The organism is Lactobacillus sp. (assembly GCF_014803895.1).
This window is the reverse complement of record NZ_JAAVAU010000010.1, coordinates 72452-90419: the sequence shown is the minus strand read 5'-3', so window position 1 is coordinate 90419 and position 17968 is coordinate 72452. Positions and strand designations below refer to the sequence as shown.

Genomic DNA, 17968 nt, shown 5'->3' with positions numbered 1-17968 from the left:
CCACCATTTTTCTTAACGGCATCAGCAGCTGCTTGAGCACCTTTTTCATCTGAGTGGTAGTTGATGACAACTTTCATGCCTTCTTTACCGAATCTTTCACTAATAGCAGTACCGATACCCTTGGAACCACCAGTAATAACTGCGACTTTATCTTTTAATTCTGAATAAACCATTTTCTGTTCTCCCTTTTATTTTTAATCAAATATATCCTATTCCTTGGAGTTCACTCCAGGTCAAGAACTTTTTTGATTTCTTTTTTAACTTTCGATAATTAGTATAGTTGACTAATAAAGTAATTAAAATTACCTTGTCTGTATGCTTCTATACGCAAAATGAATAGCAAAAATTTAATAAACCATTGATATATCAACGAAGTCCTTTCACCATATTGTCAAAAATATTACTTATGTGCATCAAGTGTGCATCAGCAAAAAAAGACCGCCCAGAAGTAACTCCCGAGCGGCTTTCTTTGTCTAAGCAAATTTATACTCAGACGTTAACATATTACAATACAAGCATATCACACTTAATCAAATTTTCCCAGGCTTTTCCCGTATTTGTCTTTGCCTACCATATAGCCATAAGTTCCGTTGCTTCTAGGCTGTCTTAGCCATAATCTTAGCGGTCCTTGTAAGGTGGCATCATACTTTACTACGCTCCCCTTAGAGAGTTTGGCAATTGAAGGAGCGTCAATCTGTGGCTTGGTGTGGATATTTAAATCTTGACCGAGTGTAAAAGTACCGGATTTTTTAACCCAAGTAGTTTTTTTCTTAGTAGTAGCTTTATCACCTTGTGCGAATTTCTTCCAGCCCTCATGAGTGGTGTTGACTATATTTCTATCCATGTTATCTCCAGTGAATTGCCAAATGGTGTAAGTAGACCATGGATTAATTGAGAAGTTAGCATTCGGTAGAGTCCAGCTCTTCCAATTCATTGAAGCGTACCATGCTACCCACAAGCCACAATCTTTAGCGCAGTTTGCTACCTGACTGATTGAAGACTGCTGTACATAGATTAGTGGCCACACTCCTGAGAGCTCGTGGTAACGATCTACAAATTTTCTCACATAGCTGGTATCCCCCCAACTACTATTCTGATATTCCTCCCAGTCAACAGCTGGTACAGCTTCACCAACATAATTTTTAGTATTTTTATAAAAGTATTCCGCTTCTTTTACAGGACTACCACCGCTGCAATAGTGATAAAAGCCTAATAGTTTACCAGCTTTTTTAGCTGCTTGATAGTCTCTATCGCAGTGAGGATTTACATAGCTAGTCCCTTGCGTAGCTTTAACCATAGTGACATCAACGCCCGTTTGAGTTGCATAGCTTGATGGTGACTCACTATAAACATCTACCATTTTTAGCATTACTTATCATCTACTTTCTTTACTTCAATTGGTGTAACAGTCTTAGCAGTCACGATGGGTGTTGTTTCTGCTTTCTTAGCACCGTCAACAGTGTCAACGATACCTTGCGTTTGCTCCATGATTGCAACACTTTTTTCAATCTCACCCTGTACATAAGCTTGTGATGGGTGTGGTAAGTGTGCAAGATCAAGCAATTCAATCAAGCCGTTAATCGCATACATTAGCTTATCATCACCAGTACCGCCACGTTTTTCAGCTTGATACACGATTGGAAGTGCTGCTTGTGCAATGATTTTTTCAGCCTTGGCCACAAGATCGCCCTTGATAGCTTTACTTTCAATTTCGGTTTTACGTCTAAGATAGTCCCAAACCACCAGCACCGCCACAATTGAAGCGACGGCTAAGATTAAATCAGTCCATTTTGTCATGATAAAATTCCTTTCTCAATTTTTCGTTTTCTTTGGTCAACTTTTCGTTCTCACGATTGAGTCGCCTATTTTCTTCTTTTATATAGTCTCGGTCGCTCTTTTTATCCCCTTGATTTAGAGATTTATTATTTAAGTAAAAGGTCAGGACACTAGATAAAATTGCCGCAATGATCCCCCATACGTCTCCAGAATGCACCTGACCACCACCTAGCGCTTGTACCACTCAAAGGCAGTCCACATAGTGATGCCGATAACAAATAAATTACTACCCACGTTTTGTGCCCAGTCAAGTTTGCCAGCAAAACTCAAGTGTTCCCACTCTAAGATAGTCACGATAGTAAAAAGACCGACAATTGCGCCAAGCAAAATGCCTAGCAACTTGTTATTTTTACTCTTTGAGAGTGTGTAAACGATAAGTGATACCCCTGACAGTACAATTAGACTGTCAAAAATTGGTGAGTTCATCACCGTCTTAACCTGTGGTGGATAAAAAAAGAACTGCCTTTCAGTTAGAAAAACAGTTCCGCGCCAGATGGCTAATAGTCCTATAAAGATGTAAATCAGATTATGCTTGAGTCGCTTCATAAGCCTCGCCTGTGATTGTCTTATAGTCTTCTTTGTTGATGATGTGTAAAGTATCAACGTAGCTTTTTACGGTTTCCCTAGTAATCCACCCTAAGTCAAACTCTTGCTTATAAGTAGGTACCATGTCGATAGGTGTGAAATTAAAATTAAAGCTTAGCATTACTTATCACCCACCTTTTCAGTATTATTGCTGGTAGTATCTGAGTCAGGAGTTTCTTGAGCGGAATTAATTTTATTGACCGCATTGGTCAGCTCCGTAATCGCGGTGCCAAACTGTGCCATTTGTCCTGAAATTTGACCCGCCATGGCATTAGAGTTTGCCAACATTTTTTGCATAGCTTGCATTTGTACTTGATTTTGCTTATCAGCTTTAACACTTTCATCGTGATCAGCTTTTAAAGTTTTTACGTTCTCGGCAATGTCTTTAACACTTGCGGTTAGAGTGGCTACTTTTTGACCAGTGGATTGATTATCCACATCTACCCATATATTTTTAGCCCAATCAAATTTTCCTTGTTTGATTGATGGATCTGGGGCTGTAGCAACCAAAGGGTATAAGCTGTGATCTAACTCAAATGGTACCCAAACAGGTTCAAATGGCATATCATCAGTAGACCAGTAGTACTGATGTAGTGAATTAGTTGGTTTGGCTGTGTTATCTTGTTTTTCTTCTACAGAAGTAGAAGTTTGTGTTCCATCATCAGCGGTTACAGAAGGCGTAGTTGCTTGTTGAACTCCTTCTTCATTATTTTCGGTTTGTGGAGTAGTATCTTGTACTACTTCGGTATTCTTATCTTCTTCGTTCATTTTTTTATCCTTTCATTGCAAAATAAAAAGCACACTAAGTGCCTAAATAACTGTTAATTTAACTTGATATCCTGCACGGATTGCTTCACTTCCATCCCAATCATCCGTAGCAGTGATCAAATTATCATCACTGCCGTACATCCCCGAACTAAAAGCGTTAATTATTATATCAGGACTAATAGAAAAAAATGCTGTTCTTTTTGTTCATATTGCTCATACGACTTTTTTTGTATTAAGTCTATAGGAATTTTGGCAGTATGGTTTTTCCAGGATTGGTTAGGCCTCTTATATGAGTAAGTAACATAACCTTTTGGATTTAATAGCTTTGAAGTTTGGGTAGCCAAATGGATTCCGATTAGACTTTTCGGACGATTTTCATCATCGGACAAAAATTCTGCATATGTAGTATCTCCATCCTTAGGACCATTAACGTCTATCAAAATTTCGTATCCCCGTGGAAAATATTTATACCATATCAGTTTATCGCCTTTATAGACTTGCAATACTTCATTTTCTTTATAAAAAATTGATTTTACATCCTTATTTCCCACTTTTAACATGTAATCACCATTTTTCTAGCAAAAAACATGTTTAAAAGCTTGATAAATAAGTATACAGAGGGGACTTTACCCCCCCAGATTTCTATGGTGTCATCTGGCTGCACGATCACATTAGCGATAAAAGTATCAGTATCACCGCTATTTCTGGTAACTTTGGTTTTAACCACATAATATTTGCCTTTATCTGTATCAAAATCACCTAAAACTACGCTTGAAACATTAGCACCTGTGACTGGATAAACGTTGGAACCGTCAATAGTTGACATCACTCCACTGTGGGTACTAGCTATATTGCACTTCATTCCTTTATACGATTTATCAAATCCGGTACCACCTTTATAAATCCGATTAACAATTTTATTGCCTATCATAAATGACAACTATGCCACCACCTTTCTAGGTGCAAGCATAGCTAATCCATTGGTACTCAAGGTATTAGCGAGCCTACGCAGTACCCCCCCGATTTTTACATATTGAGCAGATACAGTGAAGTAGTAGATGCCCCGGTAGCCGGTATCGTTTGCAACCTTTCCTTCAACCAGATAAATACATGTATCATCATCGTAATAAATATTATCAATGATTGTTAGATTATCCGACTCTTCTGGCCTTAACCTTTCTCCAGTACTCTCATCAAAGAAAAAATGATTAGTAGCAGTTGTATTACATTGTTTGCCATAATCAGATTTATTAAACCTTTGATTGCCTACGTATAATCGTTTTACTTCTTTATCTCCAATTTTCAATGTCATGCTTACGCCTCCTAACCTGTGATGTAATAAAAAGTGTTTACGTCTTTGGTAGTCAAAGCATCATACTGAGCCTGTGTACCAGTCCACTCTTTTTTTTGGGTTGCTTTAAGTTCGTTGAGTTGATTTTGGAGGGAGCTGATATCTGGTTTTCCTTGCACGCTACTCCAGTCAACGGTTCCAGTAAAGTGGCCATTTGATTGGATAGCTGCAACTTCTGCCCCTTTGTTTCTAAAAGAGAAATGGTTGCTCCCATCATCTCCAAGGTCAAATGCTAAGTCTAAGTTATCATTGCCATTAACAGCGCCATAAATTTTAGCGACATCAGTTTGGCCGTTCCACTGTAGTCCTCCTAACCGGGTCCCCACGGTGTTATCTGACCACTGAAAGACGGCTTGCGAAGAAAATGAGCCACCGCTAGTTAGCATTACTTCATCCTGGTAAGGTATCTCTTTCCACGGTGAAGGAGTACTTCCTTTCCAGTACCGCACACCCAAGTCGAAATTACCTACTATAGGAAACCAGATTTGCGTTTTTGCGTTGTTATCGTACTGAAGGACTATCAACCACCCTCTTTTGTCGCTCAGCCAAGATGGAACATTCGTATTCCTAGGATTAACCATCTTATATCTACCATGAGTAGTAAAGGTGTTCAAATCGGTTGCAGCATCAATAGTGACGTAGTTAATAGCTTTCGCTAGTTGATCGATGACGTTTGCATCAACTAAGGAATTACTCAAAGCACCGGATGAGTTAGTAGTAGCTGTACCATAAGTTGGTTTACGATTTGTTACATCATAAGAAGTTACGATTTTAGAGTTAAAATTATTTTCTTTGACATCGCCATTAGCATCAGGCTTTACGCCATTAACACTTTTTACTTGTCCAGCATTAGAAATTGCGTCATATACATCTGCGGTAGCTGGTGAGTAATCAGTGGCAAAATCACCAATTTCCAATTGCAATTCTTTTACTTCAAAATCATGAACGGTGGCATCTTCTTGCCTGATGATAAGTTTTATAGCATAGCAATCTGGTTGTGTAGTGAAAGTAATTTTCTTGTCGCTTCTTCCTAAAGTATTTGGAAATATCGTTCCACTAAATTTATGATCGTTATATACAGATGTGGTTTTAGATAATCCAGACCCAGTATACTCAACAAAAAAGAATGCTGATTCATATCCCTTTCCTTCGGAACTGCCACCTAAATATTTAAGAAAGAAGCTAAAAGTGTATGTGGTATTTGGCTTTACTGATATCACTTGAGTTACATCGGCGTTAAGTACTTTCACAACTTCGCCATCCCATGTAACACTACCTCCACTTTTTACATTTTCAACTTTCCAATATTTTTGCGACTCCGAATTCATTTCTGACCCACGAATCAAGTTAACGCCACCTACACGAAGTGACACATTACCATTATTATCAGGAGTTATGCCATTGACACTTCTAACAAACTTCGTAAAGTCAACTTTGCTAAAATCCGTTTTGACTGCATCAACTGATTTTTGAAGTTCACTTAGCTTGGAATTCAACGCTGTAGCAGTAGAATTTTCTTGATCAAGTTGCTTCTTCAAGTTATTGATTTGTGTTTGAAAGTCAGATATAGATTTAGACTTCCAGCTATTATAATCGTTCTGAAAATCGGCTAGTTTTTTAGTGAAGTTGTCGTTTGCAGTTTTAATCGCAGCATCTTTAGCACTGTTGATTTGATTAATCGCATCAGTACGGGCTTTATCAGCAGTAGACTTTAAAGAAGCTAATTGTTGGTCTGCTTTAGTTTGAATGGAAGTTTGTTCAGTTTTCCACTCATTTTCTAAGCTTTGATACTTAGCGGTATAAGAATTCAATTCATTCTGCATGTTAGCCAAAGTAGTCTTAGCGTTATTGGCAGCGGAATTAATCGCAGCATTAGCGCTATTTTTAGCTTGATTAACACTATTAGTTAAGTCAGTAGAAACTTGATTTATTGATTGCTCGGATTTTTGGATAACTCCACGCAAATGGTTTTCCAAGGCATTCATGGTAGAAACATAATTGTCATTATTTACATGGATGTTTGCCTGTTCCAAAACATTAAATTTAAAATTTTTAGTAGTATCTAGAACAGTATCGCCACTTTTTATTTCAAACCACGCTTCACCGCTAGCACTATAAACTTGATCTTGCAAAGTATAGTTGAAGCGCCCTGCTTTAGCATCCACAACTTCAAATTTCCCGGATTGCGAATCTGTCCCATCATCTACTACGATTTTTCCCTCAGTTTTGTTTTCACTAAAAATAATCTGCTTTCCGGTTAAGTCATAAGCTGATCCATTCGCATCTAAAATAATGACCGGTAAAACTAATCCTTTTTCTGACTGTCTCAAAGTCCGAACGTTATTATTTATCACTGTAACCGATTTGTTGGTCGGTAAGGTTAGTGTCTCTAGGGACATTAGCGCCCTCCTTTCTTAAGTTATCAATTGTAATTTTTAATTTTTGGTTTTCATTCTTTAATTTTTGATTTTCGACTTGCAATTGTGCAATCGTTACATTACAACTGCCAATTAAATTTGCCATGTTAGTAGCTACGTTTAAAGTTTCCTGTTCCATACTTTTCTCCTATAAGCCGTGATAGTACTTAGAGTCAAAATGTCGCTTGATAAAATCGGTTAAATTGGTATCTATACCACCCGAAGAAATTAAGTGCTCGCTTGAAGAAATCCCTAAGATATCTCTCCAGTTACCAGCCGTTAAAACTTCAGCGCCTTGAATTGTGATGTGGTCTGGGTGTATTTGAGTACCTTGAGCATCATCTCCGCCATTAGTAACTTGGACTTGTCCAGATGAAACCATAGTTGCATAACTTGGAGAAGTTACCCAGATTGCATTACCCCCGTTATCTGGCGCGATGATAGTTTCACCAGGTTTTTGAGTTCCTATATAAACGTTCATGCCATTAGGGTCTCCTGTATGAAGGCTACCATTTACTAAACACGTGTTTATGGTTACGGATTCGATGGTTCCTGCTTTTATACTATCTGCATAAATCATACCTTCACTATCAATTCCAGACCTTAGCCGTTGATTGCCGTTTTCATCGTAAAAAATCAAGCCATTACCAGAAAAACGCATACTGCCTCCGTTACCCGTACTAGCGGCTAAGTATGTTGGCTGTTGCCAGTTAGGGTAAGCAGTAATTACTCCGCTTCCCCCGCTAGTTACCCAATTCTTCAAAGAATCCGCTGTATTAGAAATTGAATCCATACGCGACTCAAAGTTTTTTTGTGTAATCAACATATTTTCTATATTTTTACCGTTCTTACCAACCACAGTATTTGTTGCGCCTAAGTCTTCCATCAGCTTTTTTTCCGCTTGCTTACGACTAGCACCTTCTTGCTTCAACGAGTAATCCCACCGATTAAGTAGGCCTTTCATTTGACCATTAGCCTGATTTGTAGCTTGGCTTACGCGCTCGTTACTTTTTTTATCAGCTGCTTGAAGCAGTAAATGTTCATAAGTTTCAGGGAGCTCTCCGATAGTTAAGCTAGTAAATTCATGAGTTAAGCAGTCCCAGACAGTACCATTAACTTCTGCCTGCTCCTGAATGCCTAATTTTTCAAAGTTGACAAAAACATAATCATATAAACTCAATTGGTTGAAATCGGCGTTGATACCACTCATTTCTTGATAGCTTACGGTCAAGCTAACTGTAGGTTTTCCATACCGATGCTCTTTAAGGTAATTTTGGCCAATTTCTGTTACTTGCTGGATATCTGCCTCAGTCGCAATGAAAGAACCATCGGACTGCTGACCAGATAAATCTTGATCATCATGGCTAAAATAGCTACTTACATCAACCGTATTCACTTTGTCAACGTTAGGGTCCACGCCATATCCTTCAGCATATAAAGGACCGACTACAACTTTTACTTCTTTTTGAGATTGGTCAACATTTGCATAATTAGTTGAAGCAGTATCGCTATCGCTATCAGCTGTATCCTCAGGTGCATTGAGTTGAGACTTATCAGAGTCGATGTTATCTTCAGGTAACCATCCAGTTTTTCCTTTATAAGTTACTTGGATATAAGTTTTACCATCTCCGCCTTTTGCTTCGTGTCCTTTATCAATGGTGAAAGTTTCTCCATTAGGGATTGACCAGTTTAAAGCATTGGTTTTATCGGGTGTCGCGTAAATTTCAACTTTTGAGTTGTCCTTCAATTTATCCTTTAAAATATCGTCAGAAGTTTTTGCCTTAACGCTTCCATCAGCCTTAAAAGAAATCGAAGATGACTTAACCCATCCATACTGTGTATGGTGATAAGTCGTTCCACCTTGAACGATTGTTTTGTCAATAGTCGCCATCCCTTTTTTAGCAGTAACTTTAACTTTCTTTTTTTTCATACTGTAAAAAGCACCATTGAGTACAGTCTTTTTATTTTTTCCTCTACCAACTTTTTTTGTGGCTTTTTTACTCTTACTATTAACAGCCACAATTTTTGTAGTAGCCGTCATTTTACCATTTTTATCTAGATGATATGTAGCAGACTTATCTTTTATCTCCCCGTATCCGTAATTGGTGAATGAGCTATATGATCCTTCTTGATCTAAGGCCAAGTGCGGACCATATAGCCAATTGTGGTCGCCAATTCGATACCACAAATCACCATTTTGATTTCTTTCAACCATATCATAATGAATTCGTGTTCCATTTTTATACGTTTTTCTATTACGATAATGCTTTGGACCGATATCAGGTGAGTAGTACCCATTAATTGACTTACCGGGTTCATATGACACTACAGCATATCCAGACATACTTACACGAGTCCCAGCCCCACTTTCGTCATGCGGGTCGGCGCTTTTAACCGTGATTTTTCCAGTTATGTTACTTACCAAGTAGCTTCCAGTAGTATCAAAGTTAAGCCAGTTCGCATCAATCCATCCTCCGCCGTCATCAGGAGAAATTGGATACCATGAATCTCCGTTTACCGTATTAATTTGAAATTTTTTATCTGGTGTAAAAGATTGATCGGTCACTGCTACCCCTAAGTGCAGTTTTTCTCCATTAGATAAAGTCCTTACGACGTTTTGACCTTCGACAGGGGAATCATAAATTGAAATTTTTCCGCCAGCTAAATATGTTACTGCCACATTAGAAAATGTAGTTGACCAATTGTTCCAGTCAACATTTTTTTCATCAGCAATAGCTTGCCCTGGAGTATAAGTCGCTGTAAAAACAGCGCCTGTATACATACTTTCAATATTTTTATCCATGCTTGCAGACTGTAAATTTTTACCATAGTCAATGATTATTTTTATATCTTTACCAGCATGTTTACTATGATGAATGTCGGTATTATCAAACTCTAACTCACCACCATAGGCTCCTAATAGTGATTGTGTTGCACTATCCCCTTCTTGGTCAGGATCTATTAGTAAAGCGCCAGCTTGTTGGCCAGCTGTGATATTTATGTTTTGTACTGTGTCAACTTCACTATAAAAAGTAAAATCTCTTCCAGGTTGCATTGAATTGAAAACTTGATTCATCAAGTCTGTTGGTGATCCGTTTACAAATTGAATATTTGTAGGAACAGTTGAATCATTTAAAGTTGCACTTATATGCTCTGCATCGACAACAAAATTATCAAATTCTTTCTGAATTTGAATTATTTTAAATTTTTGGTGTACAAATTTGCGATTTATATCTTCCACGATATATTTGTTAACTTCTAACTTTAAAGCATTTTTACCATCACGTGGATAAGTCATCTGTAATGTTGGAAACTGATTCCTGTTCCAGGTCACTTGGCAAGTCAAAGCATCGGATAAAATTGTACCCATGGATGTGAAGTCGCTATTTACACTGTCATATAAGTGAGGGTAATCCATTACATCGTAATATTCTTCATAATCAATTTCAGGTAAAACCCCATTAGTAATCAACACCATCTTATATCAATCGCCTCCAATTAGGTCTATACTCTGCCAGTGATACTGTTGATCCTGTTTCCACAGTTATGGCAATGGTGTTTTTGCCGGGATAAAGAACTGGAGGAACTAAATTAGGAAAATGGGTATTATTATTAAAAATATTATTATCCTGATCATATGTATCGCCTGTTTGTCCGCTGACCCAAAACTCTCCATCCATATTTTCAAATTGATAAGATAACCCATTTATATCTAAAGAAAAATTGCCTTTAGCAATAAAATGCCAATCTGGTAATGCAATTCGTGTTTCGGTATTATATACAACTCCAGTATCGGGAATATTTTGGTAAGTGATACCATCTATGCGATATTGATAAGGCTCACAATAAAAAGAAATACTTCCAGTTACTTTAAAAAAATTATCTGTATCCCAAGTAAAAGTTGGCGTATCTTTAACTACCGCGTTATAGATATAATCAGGGTCTACATCGAATTGCAAATATTGATAGTTGCGTTGCCCAGTAGCTATAGGCGGTGCTAACCAGTCTATAACTTTTCTTTCCCAATCGAATTGTGAAATTTCTGGGGTCCTATACCCGATGACATTAAAAGTTTCTGTTACATTTTGATAAGAGTTATCATCTTGTAAAAAATCGCCACTTCTCCCTTTTATATGAGTAGGCGTCAAGTCGGATATAGGATGTACAAGATTAAATGGATATTGAACCATTAATCCAAAGTCCGTAGATTTATAATCTTGAAAAATCAAGCCTGTCATCTTAGAAGTTTCCACTTAATCCCCTCCTTCTTTTTATCTCTGATGCACGTTGCTCCGCTTTTTCAAACGGTTTAACTACTTCCCATAAGGTACGACCTTCAGGTGTGGTTAATTTGATATTTATATCATCATTCTTAGAGGCTAACCGCTCTAACAACAAGAGCACGGCTTGTCTAAAGTCGTGCTCTTCTTTTTGTTGTTTAGTAATTTCTGATTGATTTACAGCGGTACTCAAACCACCATCTTGACTAGCTAAAATTGCTGCGGTTTTACCAAGTAATTCATAAGCTCTAGTTGCTTTGATTGGTGCTAAAGGAATTGCCATTTCTGGACCAGCTTCTCCAAAAATTGAAGCTTGTGTAGCTATACCACCATTTGCGAAACGACGATGACCTGTTGGACCCCAGCCACCGCCATAATGGATATCATTTTTCCAATTGCTGTCATTAAACAACGCGAGTAATTGATCATATCCATTTTTAATTTTTTTATAGCCTTTTACAGCAAACGCTTCAAAAGTTTGCGGAATAAACTGCAGCAACCCTTGTGCTGGATTACCATTAGCCATATTGATATCCCACACACTGGAGCTTTGGACGACTTGAGCATTACCGCCCGATTCGCTTTGGATCATCGATACAATTTTTGCGATGTCTGAACTGGTTGCAGAAGTATGCATTTGCTCAGCAGCACGCTTAATATAGCTCGTCCAGGCTTTTGCGCTACCAGAAACGTTAGGTAATGAAGAATTACCGTATTTATCAGCTATCTTTTTAATAGTTTTCCAGAAGCCATTGCCTACTTGACTTTTAATTTGTCGTTGTAACTTGGTATTAGCTTTTACATTTTCTGATTTATCATCTTTAGGATGATAACCTCTAATTCTACCAAATAAAATCGGCTTAGCTGGCGCATCATCAATGCTGTCCCATCCGATGTTTGGATGAGAACTTGGTGAGTGTGCTGACCAGTAGGTATGTTTATCTTTAACAATACCGACGTGTTCTCCACCAGCAGGTCCGTAAAATACTAAGTCGTTTTGTCTAATTTCACTGCGTGGAATGTGTTCGACTTGGCTATATTGACTACCAGAAGGTGCAGTTAAAGTAATACCTACTTTTTTAGCGGCGTATTCTACTAAGCCTGAACAATCAAACTCATCAGGGCCTTTGGCACCCAAAACATAAGGCTTACCTTTAGAAACTTTAATTGCTTCTTTAAGTAGGCCACTTACATCTCCACTAGTGTCGTTTACTTTGTCTTCAACCATCTTCCACAGTTGAGACCACCACTCAACACCCTGTTTAACAACTTTATCTTGAGCATGTTTAGCCAAGGAATTTACAGCTCCAGATAACCCGGATACATCACCAAAATTAGCCTTGCCAGTCTTTGTAGGATTTTTCCAATTTTTCTTTGCTTCTTCATAAAGCTTTTTAAGTGCACCAGTACCTGTCGCATAATGAGTGAATCCAAGTAAGCGGCTTTCAGTAGCATTAAGAACTTCTTGCCCTGGTTTCAATAAAAATGGAGTGTTTCTACCTTGAACCACTCCAAACTCTCCGGTATTTCTATCCCAGATTGTTTCCTTATTTTGTGTTTCTGGACTGTCATTGCCATCGTTTAAGATTGCTAGCGTTGGCTTAGTAATTTCACGACGTATTCCGCTAAAAGCACCAGTACCAGTCGCCAACCTTTTGACTTTTGATACAGCATGATTTGAACCGCCAAAATCACTAATGGCGCTGTCAATTTTACCAATTCCTGCGTTTAGGACATCAATAACCTTATTTAGTCCTCTTTTTGCAGTGGAATACATAGAAGTCCAAAATCTATCATAAACTGATTTTACGCCACTATCTAAGCTATTCCAGCCAGTTTTATATTTGCGACTAAAAGAAGAAAATTCACTTTGAACTGATTTTTGACCTGAATTGGAACTACTTTTTATATGTGACCACATAGAAGTAAATTCTTTTTGAGAATTTTTGCTCATAGTCTTCAGGTCACTGCCAAACTTTTTAGTCATCGACTCAAACTGTTTTGAAAAGTTTCCTTTACCTTTTAAAGATTTAACAGCTTCTTCAGCTTGTGACTTAATTGAGCTTCCAAACTTTTCTTTTTTTAGTGTCTTACTTAAAGATTTTATTTGAGAGTTCGTCGAGTTAACTCTTGAGTCTAGTGTCTTAAGTGACTTTCCCGCGTTTGAACTGGATGATGAAATACCTTTTATTTTTCCTCCAGCAGATTTGATAGAACCGCTTAATCTATCAAACGATTTTTTAGCCTTAGATGTACTAGAATAGTTAACTTTTAGTTTGACAGATTTCTTTTTAATTAAGCTCTTAATAGAATTATTTAAACCATTGATTGATTTCTTGGCTTTAGAAGCTCCTGAAGCATTTACTTTAACGTTTGCTGAGTGCGATCCTGCGACATACTTAATACTTTTAGCTAATGAGTTAACCGAAGATGCTCCTCTAACGCTTGCTACAACAGACGATTTAGTAACTTTGTTGGTAGTTGTAGTTCTTGATTTACTTCTAGAACTAGTTCTTTTCTTAGTGGTAGTTTTAGCAGGCGTGGTTAGTTTCTTATAAAGTGCTTCACTAATCCAAATTGCTTCTCCGGTTCTCTTAGCCGAACCAGTTAAAAATGCGCGATCAACTAATTTTTGACCTTTGTGAGAAGATGTTTTTGAACTTTGAGACTTCTTTTTGTCTTGTTCTCGTTCGTGATCACGTTTATCGCGATGCTTTTTGTTGTCATCATGGCGTTTTTTGTTCTCAGTATACTTTTTAAGCGATAATTGGTAGTTCTTTTTGGCCAATTCAAATAGCTTAGTATTACTAATGCTTACAGTTCCCGAAGCTAAATGAACACGATTTCTTAGAAGTTTAGCAGTGTCACGTGCATTAATCACTTCTTGCCCTGGTCTAAGAATTCGTTGGTAATTTCTGATGTTAGGTAATAATTCAATCGTACCGTCTTCATTGATAACGGATTCACGATTATTAGTTTCTGGACTGTCAGTACCGTCATTTAAAATAGCTAGTGTGCCATAGCGACCACGCCAATTTGTACCATCAGCAAAATGAACTCCTTTAACGGCTTTGCCGATTTTACTTCCAACACTTCCAATACCATCTTTAACTTTATCAATGGTTTTAACGATAGGGCCAAAGACCTTATCAAAAGCATCTTTAATTGTGCTAACTAATTTTGAGAACCACGAAGTTACACCATTCCAGGCTTTTTTAAAAGCTCCAACAGTGCTATGACCAATTTTCCCAAAGAAACTAGTTACACCACTCCAAGCTTTTTGGATTCCTTTAACGATGCTAGAAAACCATGAAATTACATTTTTCCAAGCAGATTTAAGACCCTTGGCCATACTGGATCCCAAACGGCTAAACCATCCCGTCATTCCTCTCCAGGATTTTTGAATTCCCTTGCCGATATCGGAAAACCATTTAGTCATCGACTTCCAAGCGGATTTAAGGCCTTTGGCCATATTTTTTCCGAGTTTACTAAACCAGGAAGTCATACCTTTCCATGATTTCTGGATTGATTTGCCTAAATTACCAAACCATTTAGTTACACCGTTCCAAGCTTTTTTAAAGTCTTTAACTAAGTCATTAACCCATTTACGGAATTTTTTATTATGTTTGTAAAGTGAATTAATAGCACCAGCTAATGGGCTAACAAAATATAATCCAATTTCTTTCCAGTTCTTCTTAAACCACTTAAGAAGACTGGAAACTCCGCTTTTAAAGCCTTTCCACATATTGTGGGCTGAGTATCCCATATTTTCAATGGACCAAAAGTTTTTTGGCGGTTTTTTAGCATTCCAACCCTTTTGAAAGTCTTTAGCAGCATCGCCAGCCCATTTACCAACGGCGCCACCAATTTGAGCACCAATTGCAGCACCAGCAGGACCACCAAAGTAAAGTCCAATAGCACCGCCAATACCCTTACCTGCGGCGGTACCTATATCTTCATATTGCTTACGTGATCCAGCTTTATCCTTGATAGCCTTAACAATAGAAGTAGCCGTGTCAACAGCCACGCCAATACCAGCTGCAGAAGTACCAATTTTTCCAGCCGTTGTTAAGTTTTTGAAGCCTCCAGCAGATTTACTTGATTGAAGTAAACCATTTAATTTTCCTGCTCCGGCTCCTTTGCCGAATAAGCCTTTAGTGGTATCAACGCCTTTGGAAAATGCTTTAGAAACAGCATCTCCAGTTTTGGAAGCACTACGCTTAATAAAGTCGAATACTTTACCAATTTTAGTTTTACCGTTGCTAATTTTAATTAAAGATTTATCCCAGCCATTCAAAAGATGTTTACCAATGTCTAATCCTTTAAAGGCTAGTCTTAATTTGTTTACCGCAATAATAAACTTAGCAATTTTTACAGTGCTAAATACAGTAGCAAAAGTAATACCTAATGCCTTAATGGTTCCTTGATTTTTAGTGCTCCAGTCCAAAAATTTAATTAAAGCATCAGTAGCTTTAGTTAATGCCCCAGCTACATTTTTTTCAAACTTTTCACCATCTTTGGTACTTAAAAATTTAGCTAGTTTTTCACCAGCTTTATTCATTACTGGTAAAAGTTTTGCACCTAAAACAATTTTAAAATCTTCCATTGCGGTTTTAGCTTGCCTAATGGAACCTTTTGCAGTCTTCATGTTCTTATCAGCTAATTTTTGAACGTAAGAACCAGTTGTGCCGGCTTTTTCAGTTTCTTTGGTTAGTCTAGCTAATTCTTTGGTATTTCCGGCTAAAATTAATCCAGCCTGCATACCAGTTGTGCCGAATAAAGACTTCATTAAGTCAACTTTTTCGACTTTAGACATACCTTTCATCTTGTCATGTAAGACACCCATAACGGTAGAAAGATTTTTCATTTTGCCACTAGAATCAACTAAATCAGATTTTTTAATTCCTAGCTTAGTTAGAATTGAATTTTTACTACCAATTTTGCCCACTTCACTAGTAAGTGAGTTGATAACCTTTCTAAGTCCAGTACCAGCTTTGTCAGCTTCCAAACCATTGTTCGAAAGTATCCCCATTGCACTAGCTGTTTCAGATAACCTAATACCGGCTTGGTGTGCAGCAGAACCCACATAAGACAGACCTACACCTAAATCACTAAAACCAGTACTGGTTGCATCAGCCGAATACGCCAGCTCATTTACAACTGTTTTAGTATTTTTTAGCATTTCGGTACTACTTTTTGCTTTCATACCAAATGCTTCTAGTGTTTGACTAGATACAGTAGTTACATCGCTAAATTTATCACCGGAAGCAACAGAAGCTTGAAGTTCTGTCTTCATTGCCCCTAGCGCTTGGCTGGAAGTATAACCACGCTTTACTAAGTCTTCATATGCTTTAGCAATATTTTCTTGACTTTCACCGTACTTAATCGACATTGTACGGCCTTGCTCCTGCATTTTAGTAAGGTTCTTAGTTACTTCAGCTTGTTTTTCACCGCCTAAAGTAGCAAGGTTATTGATTTCTTTGTAAGTTTGTTGTAAATCTCCAGCTTTTTTAGCACCACTTACAGCTGCTGCTCCAATTGCACCAATTCCGGCTGCAGCTATTCCTGCTCCAGCTTTAATAGAGTCCCAACCACTTCTAAGTTTAGATTTCATTTCTTCGGAAGCGGTTGTTACTTTTTGAGCACTAAGTGCAAGTCGATTAAATCCCCTAGGATTTAATTGATTTACTTCTTTTTGAGATTTCTTTATAGCTTCAGAATATTTATTAATCGACGTGATAGTCTGGTTAATTTTTGTTTTTTGCTGAATATATGCACGGCTAGCTATACCGGACTTACTAGCAATTTGTGACAGTTGAGACTGTTGGATTTTCTGCTGTTTTGTTAAATTTGCTATTGAATTTTTATAGCTATTTAGTTGAACTCTTGCAGCTTCATAATTTTTATTTTCACTTTTTAAGCGTTCAATGTACGAAGCAGCATTAGCTTGTGCAGTTTGATAATTTTTTTCTAATGATTTTAAACCGCTAGTTTGTTCACTTAGCGCTTTTTTAGAAGCATTAAGCTTAGAATTCATTTTTGCAACTGCACTTGCGGTTTCTGCTACTCTTACTTTTTGATTTTTATAAGCATTGCTAGCTTTACCGGACTCTTTTTCAATTCTTTCTAGTTCTTGAGTCTGAATTTTTTGCTGCTTAGTTAAATTTTCAAGGTTTGAACGATAAGATTTAATTTTTTGTCGAGTTGCCTCAACATGCTTACCTTCACTTTCAAGCTGATCTATATAAGCCTTAGAATAACGATTATTTTCACGATATTCTTTTTGTAAATCAGAAAGACCGGACTTAAAGTAGTCTACTGACTTCTTAGCCCGGTCTTGTTGTTTTGTTAAAGATTCTAAACGTGTACTTGCGCGATTAGTTTCATTTAAATTCTTCTTGATAGCTTCGGTAAAGTTATCATATTCTTGCTTACCTTGCTTGGTTGAAGTATCAACCCTACGCTGGCCTTCCTCCAGTTTTCTTTGATACTGAGTAAGACCTTCTATATACTGCTTTTGCTTTTTTATAGCTTCACCAAGCCCATTAAACTTGGCTTCAGCCGCTTTAGTTGCATCACCAGCCGCTTTCAATTGTGCTTGTTGCGCTCGCCACGCTGTAGTAGTGCCTTGAACTGCCTGCTTTAAATCTTTCAAAGCAGTGGTGGCCTTAGTCCCATTCAGTTCAATGTTAGTAACAATAGAACCAGCTGGTGTTCTTCCTGCCATAAAC

15 protein-coding genes are annotated in these 17968 nt (G+C 37.6%); all 15 read right to left on the bottom strand.

Annotated features, from left to right (window positions below; genetic code table 11):
* A partial coding sequence (locus HDR40_RS04025; RefSeq protein WP_290626753.1) for an SDR family NAD(P)-dependent oxidoreductase occupies positions 1 to 173 on the bottom strand: 173 nt, incomplete at its 3' end.
* Between the two features lie 353 nt (positions 174 to 526).
* Entirely contained in the window at positions 527 to 1369 is an 843-nt protein-coding gene (locus HDR40_RS04020) for a GH25 family lysozyme (RefSeq protein ID WP_290626750.1), read from the bottom strand.
* On the bottom strand, positions 1369 to 1797 hold the full coding sequence (locus HDR40_RS04015; RefSeq protein ID WP_290626749.1) for a phage holin: 429 nt from the start codon (positions 1795 to 1797) through the stop codon (positions 1369 to 1371). Before HDR40_RS04015 ends, HDR40_RS04020 begins: the two co-directional genes overlap by 1 nt.
* Positions 1781 to 1993 (bottom strand): hypothetical protein, encoded by a 213-nt coding sequence (locus HDR40_RS04010; RefSeq protein WP_290626747.1) that lies wholly within the window; start codon positions 1991 to 1993, stop codon positions 1781 to 1783. Before HDR40_RS04010 ends, HDR40_RS04015 begins: the two co-directional genes overlap by 17 nt.
* An 11-nt stretch (positions 1994 to 2004) precedes the next feature.
* Positions 2005 to 2265, bottom strand: a complete 261-nt coding sequence (locus tag HDR40_RS04005) for a hypothetical protein (protein WP_290626745.1) — start codon at positions 2263 to 2265, stop codon at positions 2005 to 2007.
* A gap of 97 nt (positions 2266 to 2362) precedes the next feature.
* Entirely contained in the window at positions 2363 to 2542 is a 180-nt protein-coding gene (locus HDR40_RS04000) for an XkdX family protein (RefSeq protein ID WP_290626743.1), read from the bottom strand.
* Positions 2542 to 3189, bottom strand: a complete 648-nt coding sequence (locus HDR40_RS03995) for a hypothetical protein (protein WP_290626741.1) — start codon at positions 3187 to 3189, stop codon at positions 2542 to 2544. Before HDR40_RS03995 ends, HDR40_RS04000 begins: the two co-directional genes overlap by 1 nt.
* A 164-nt stretch (positions 3190 to 3353) precedes the next feature.
* Positions 3354 to 3749: a hypothetical protein gene (locus HDR40_RS03990; protein WP_290626739.1), complete on the bottom strand. Its 396-nt coding sequence runs from the start codon at positions 3747 to 3749 to the stop codon at positions 3354 to 3356.
* On the bottom strand, positions 3743 to 4129 hold the full coding sequence (locus tag HDR40_RS03985; RefSeq protein WP_290626737.1) for a hypothetical protein: 387 nt from the start codon (positions 4127 to 4129) through the stop codon (positions 3743 to 3745). The genes HDR40_RS03990 and HDR40_RS03985 overlap by 7 nt, the downstream gene beginning before the upstream one ends.
* Positions 4130 to 4501 (bottom strand): hypothetical protein, encoded by a 372-nt coding sequence (locus HDR40_RS03980; RefSeq protein WP_290626735.1) that lies wholly within the window; start codon positions 4499 to 4501, stop codon positions 4130 to 4132. It lies immediately after the preceding gene.
* Between the two features lie 11 nt (positions 4502 to 4512).
* The gene (locus tag HDR40_RS03975; protein WP_290626733.1) at positions 4513 to 6939 is read right to left on the bottom strand and encodes a BppU family phage baseplate upper protein; all 2427 of its coding nucleotides are present in this window, start codon (positions 6937 to 6939) and stop codon (positions 4513 to 4515) included.
* The gene (locus HDR40_RS03970) at positions 6884 to 7096 is read right to left on the bottom strand and encodes a hypothetical protein (RefSeq protein WP_290626731.1); all 213 of its coding nucleotides are present in this window, start codon (positions 7094 to 7096) and stop codon (positions 6884 to 6886) included. The genes HDR40_RS03975 and HDR40_RS03970 overlap by 56 nt, the downstream gene beginning before the upstream one ends.
* A gap of 9 nt (positions 7097 to 7105) precedes the next feature.
* Complete coding sequence (locus HDR40_RS03965; protein WP_290626729.1) at positions 7106 to 10435, bottom strand: hypothetical protein; 3330 nt, start codon at positions 10433 to 10435, stop codon at positions 7106 to 7108.
* 1 nt (position 10436) lies between these two features.
* Positions 10437 to 11210: a phage tail protein gene (locus tag HDR40_RS03960; RefSeq protein WP_290626727.1), complete on the bottom strand. Its 774-nt coding sequence runs from the start codon at positions 11208 to 11210 to the stop codon at positions 10437 to 10439.
* Positions 11197 to 17964: a phage tail tape measure protein gene (locus HDR40_RS03955; protein ID WP_290626725.1), complete on the bottom strand. Its 6768-nt coding sequence runs from the start codon at positions 17962 to 17964 to the stop codon at positions 11197 to 11199. Before HDR40_RS03955 ends, HDR40_RS03960 begins: the two co-directional genes overlap by 14 nt.
* Positions 17965 to 17968 lie beyond the last annotated feature (4 nt).

Bases quoted from the DNA above. Each gene is read 5' to 3' on its own strand.
- HDR40_RS03965 (WP_290626729.1), bottom strand. From the start codon at position 10,435: ATGGTGTTGATTACTAATGGGGTTTTACCTGAAATTGATTATGAAGAA.
- HDR40_RS03990 (WP_290626739.1), bottom strand. From the start codon at position 3,749: ATGTTAAAAGTGGGAAATAAGGATGTAAAATCAATTTTTTATAAAGAA.
- HDR40_RS04015 (WP_290626749.1), bottom strand. From the start codon at position 1,797: ATGACAAAATGGACTGATTTAATCTTAGCCGTCGCTTCAATTGTGGCG.
- HDR40_RS03980 (WP_290626735.1), bottom strand. From the start codon at position 4,501: ATGACATTGAAAATTGGAGATAAAGAAGTAAAACGATTATACGTAGGC.
- HDR40_RS04020 (WP_290626750.1), bottom strand. From the start codon at position 1,369: ATGCTAAAAATGGTAGATGTTTATAGTGAGTCACCATCAAGCTATGCA.
- HDR40_RS03970 (WP_290626731.1), bottom strand. From the start codon at position 7,096: ATGGAACAGGAAACTTTAAACGTAGCTACTAACATGGCAAATTTAATT.
- HDR40_RS03955 (WP_290626725.1), bottom strand. From the start codon at position 17,964: ATGGCAGGAAGAACACCAGCTGGTTCTATTGTTACTAACATTGAACTG.
- HDR40_RS04000 (WP_290626743.1), bottom strand. From the start codon at position 2,542: ATGCTAAGCTTTAATTTTAATTTCACACCTATCGACATGGTACCTACT.
- HDR40_RS03995 (WP_290626741.1), bottom strand. From the start codon at position 3,189: ATGAACGAAGAAGATAAGAATACCGAAGTAGTACAAGATACTACTCCA.
- HDR40_RS03975 (WP_290626733.1), bottom strand. From the start codon at position 6,939: ATGTCCCTAGAGACACTAACCTTACCGACCAACAAATCGGTTACAGTG.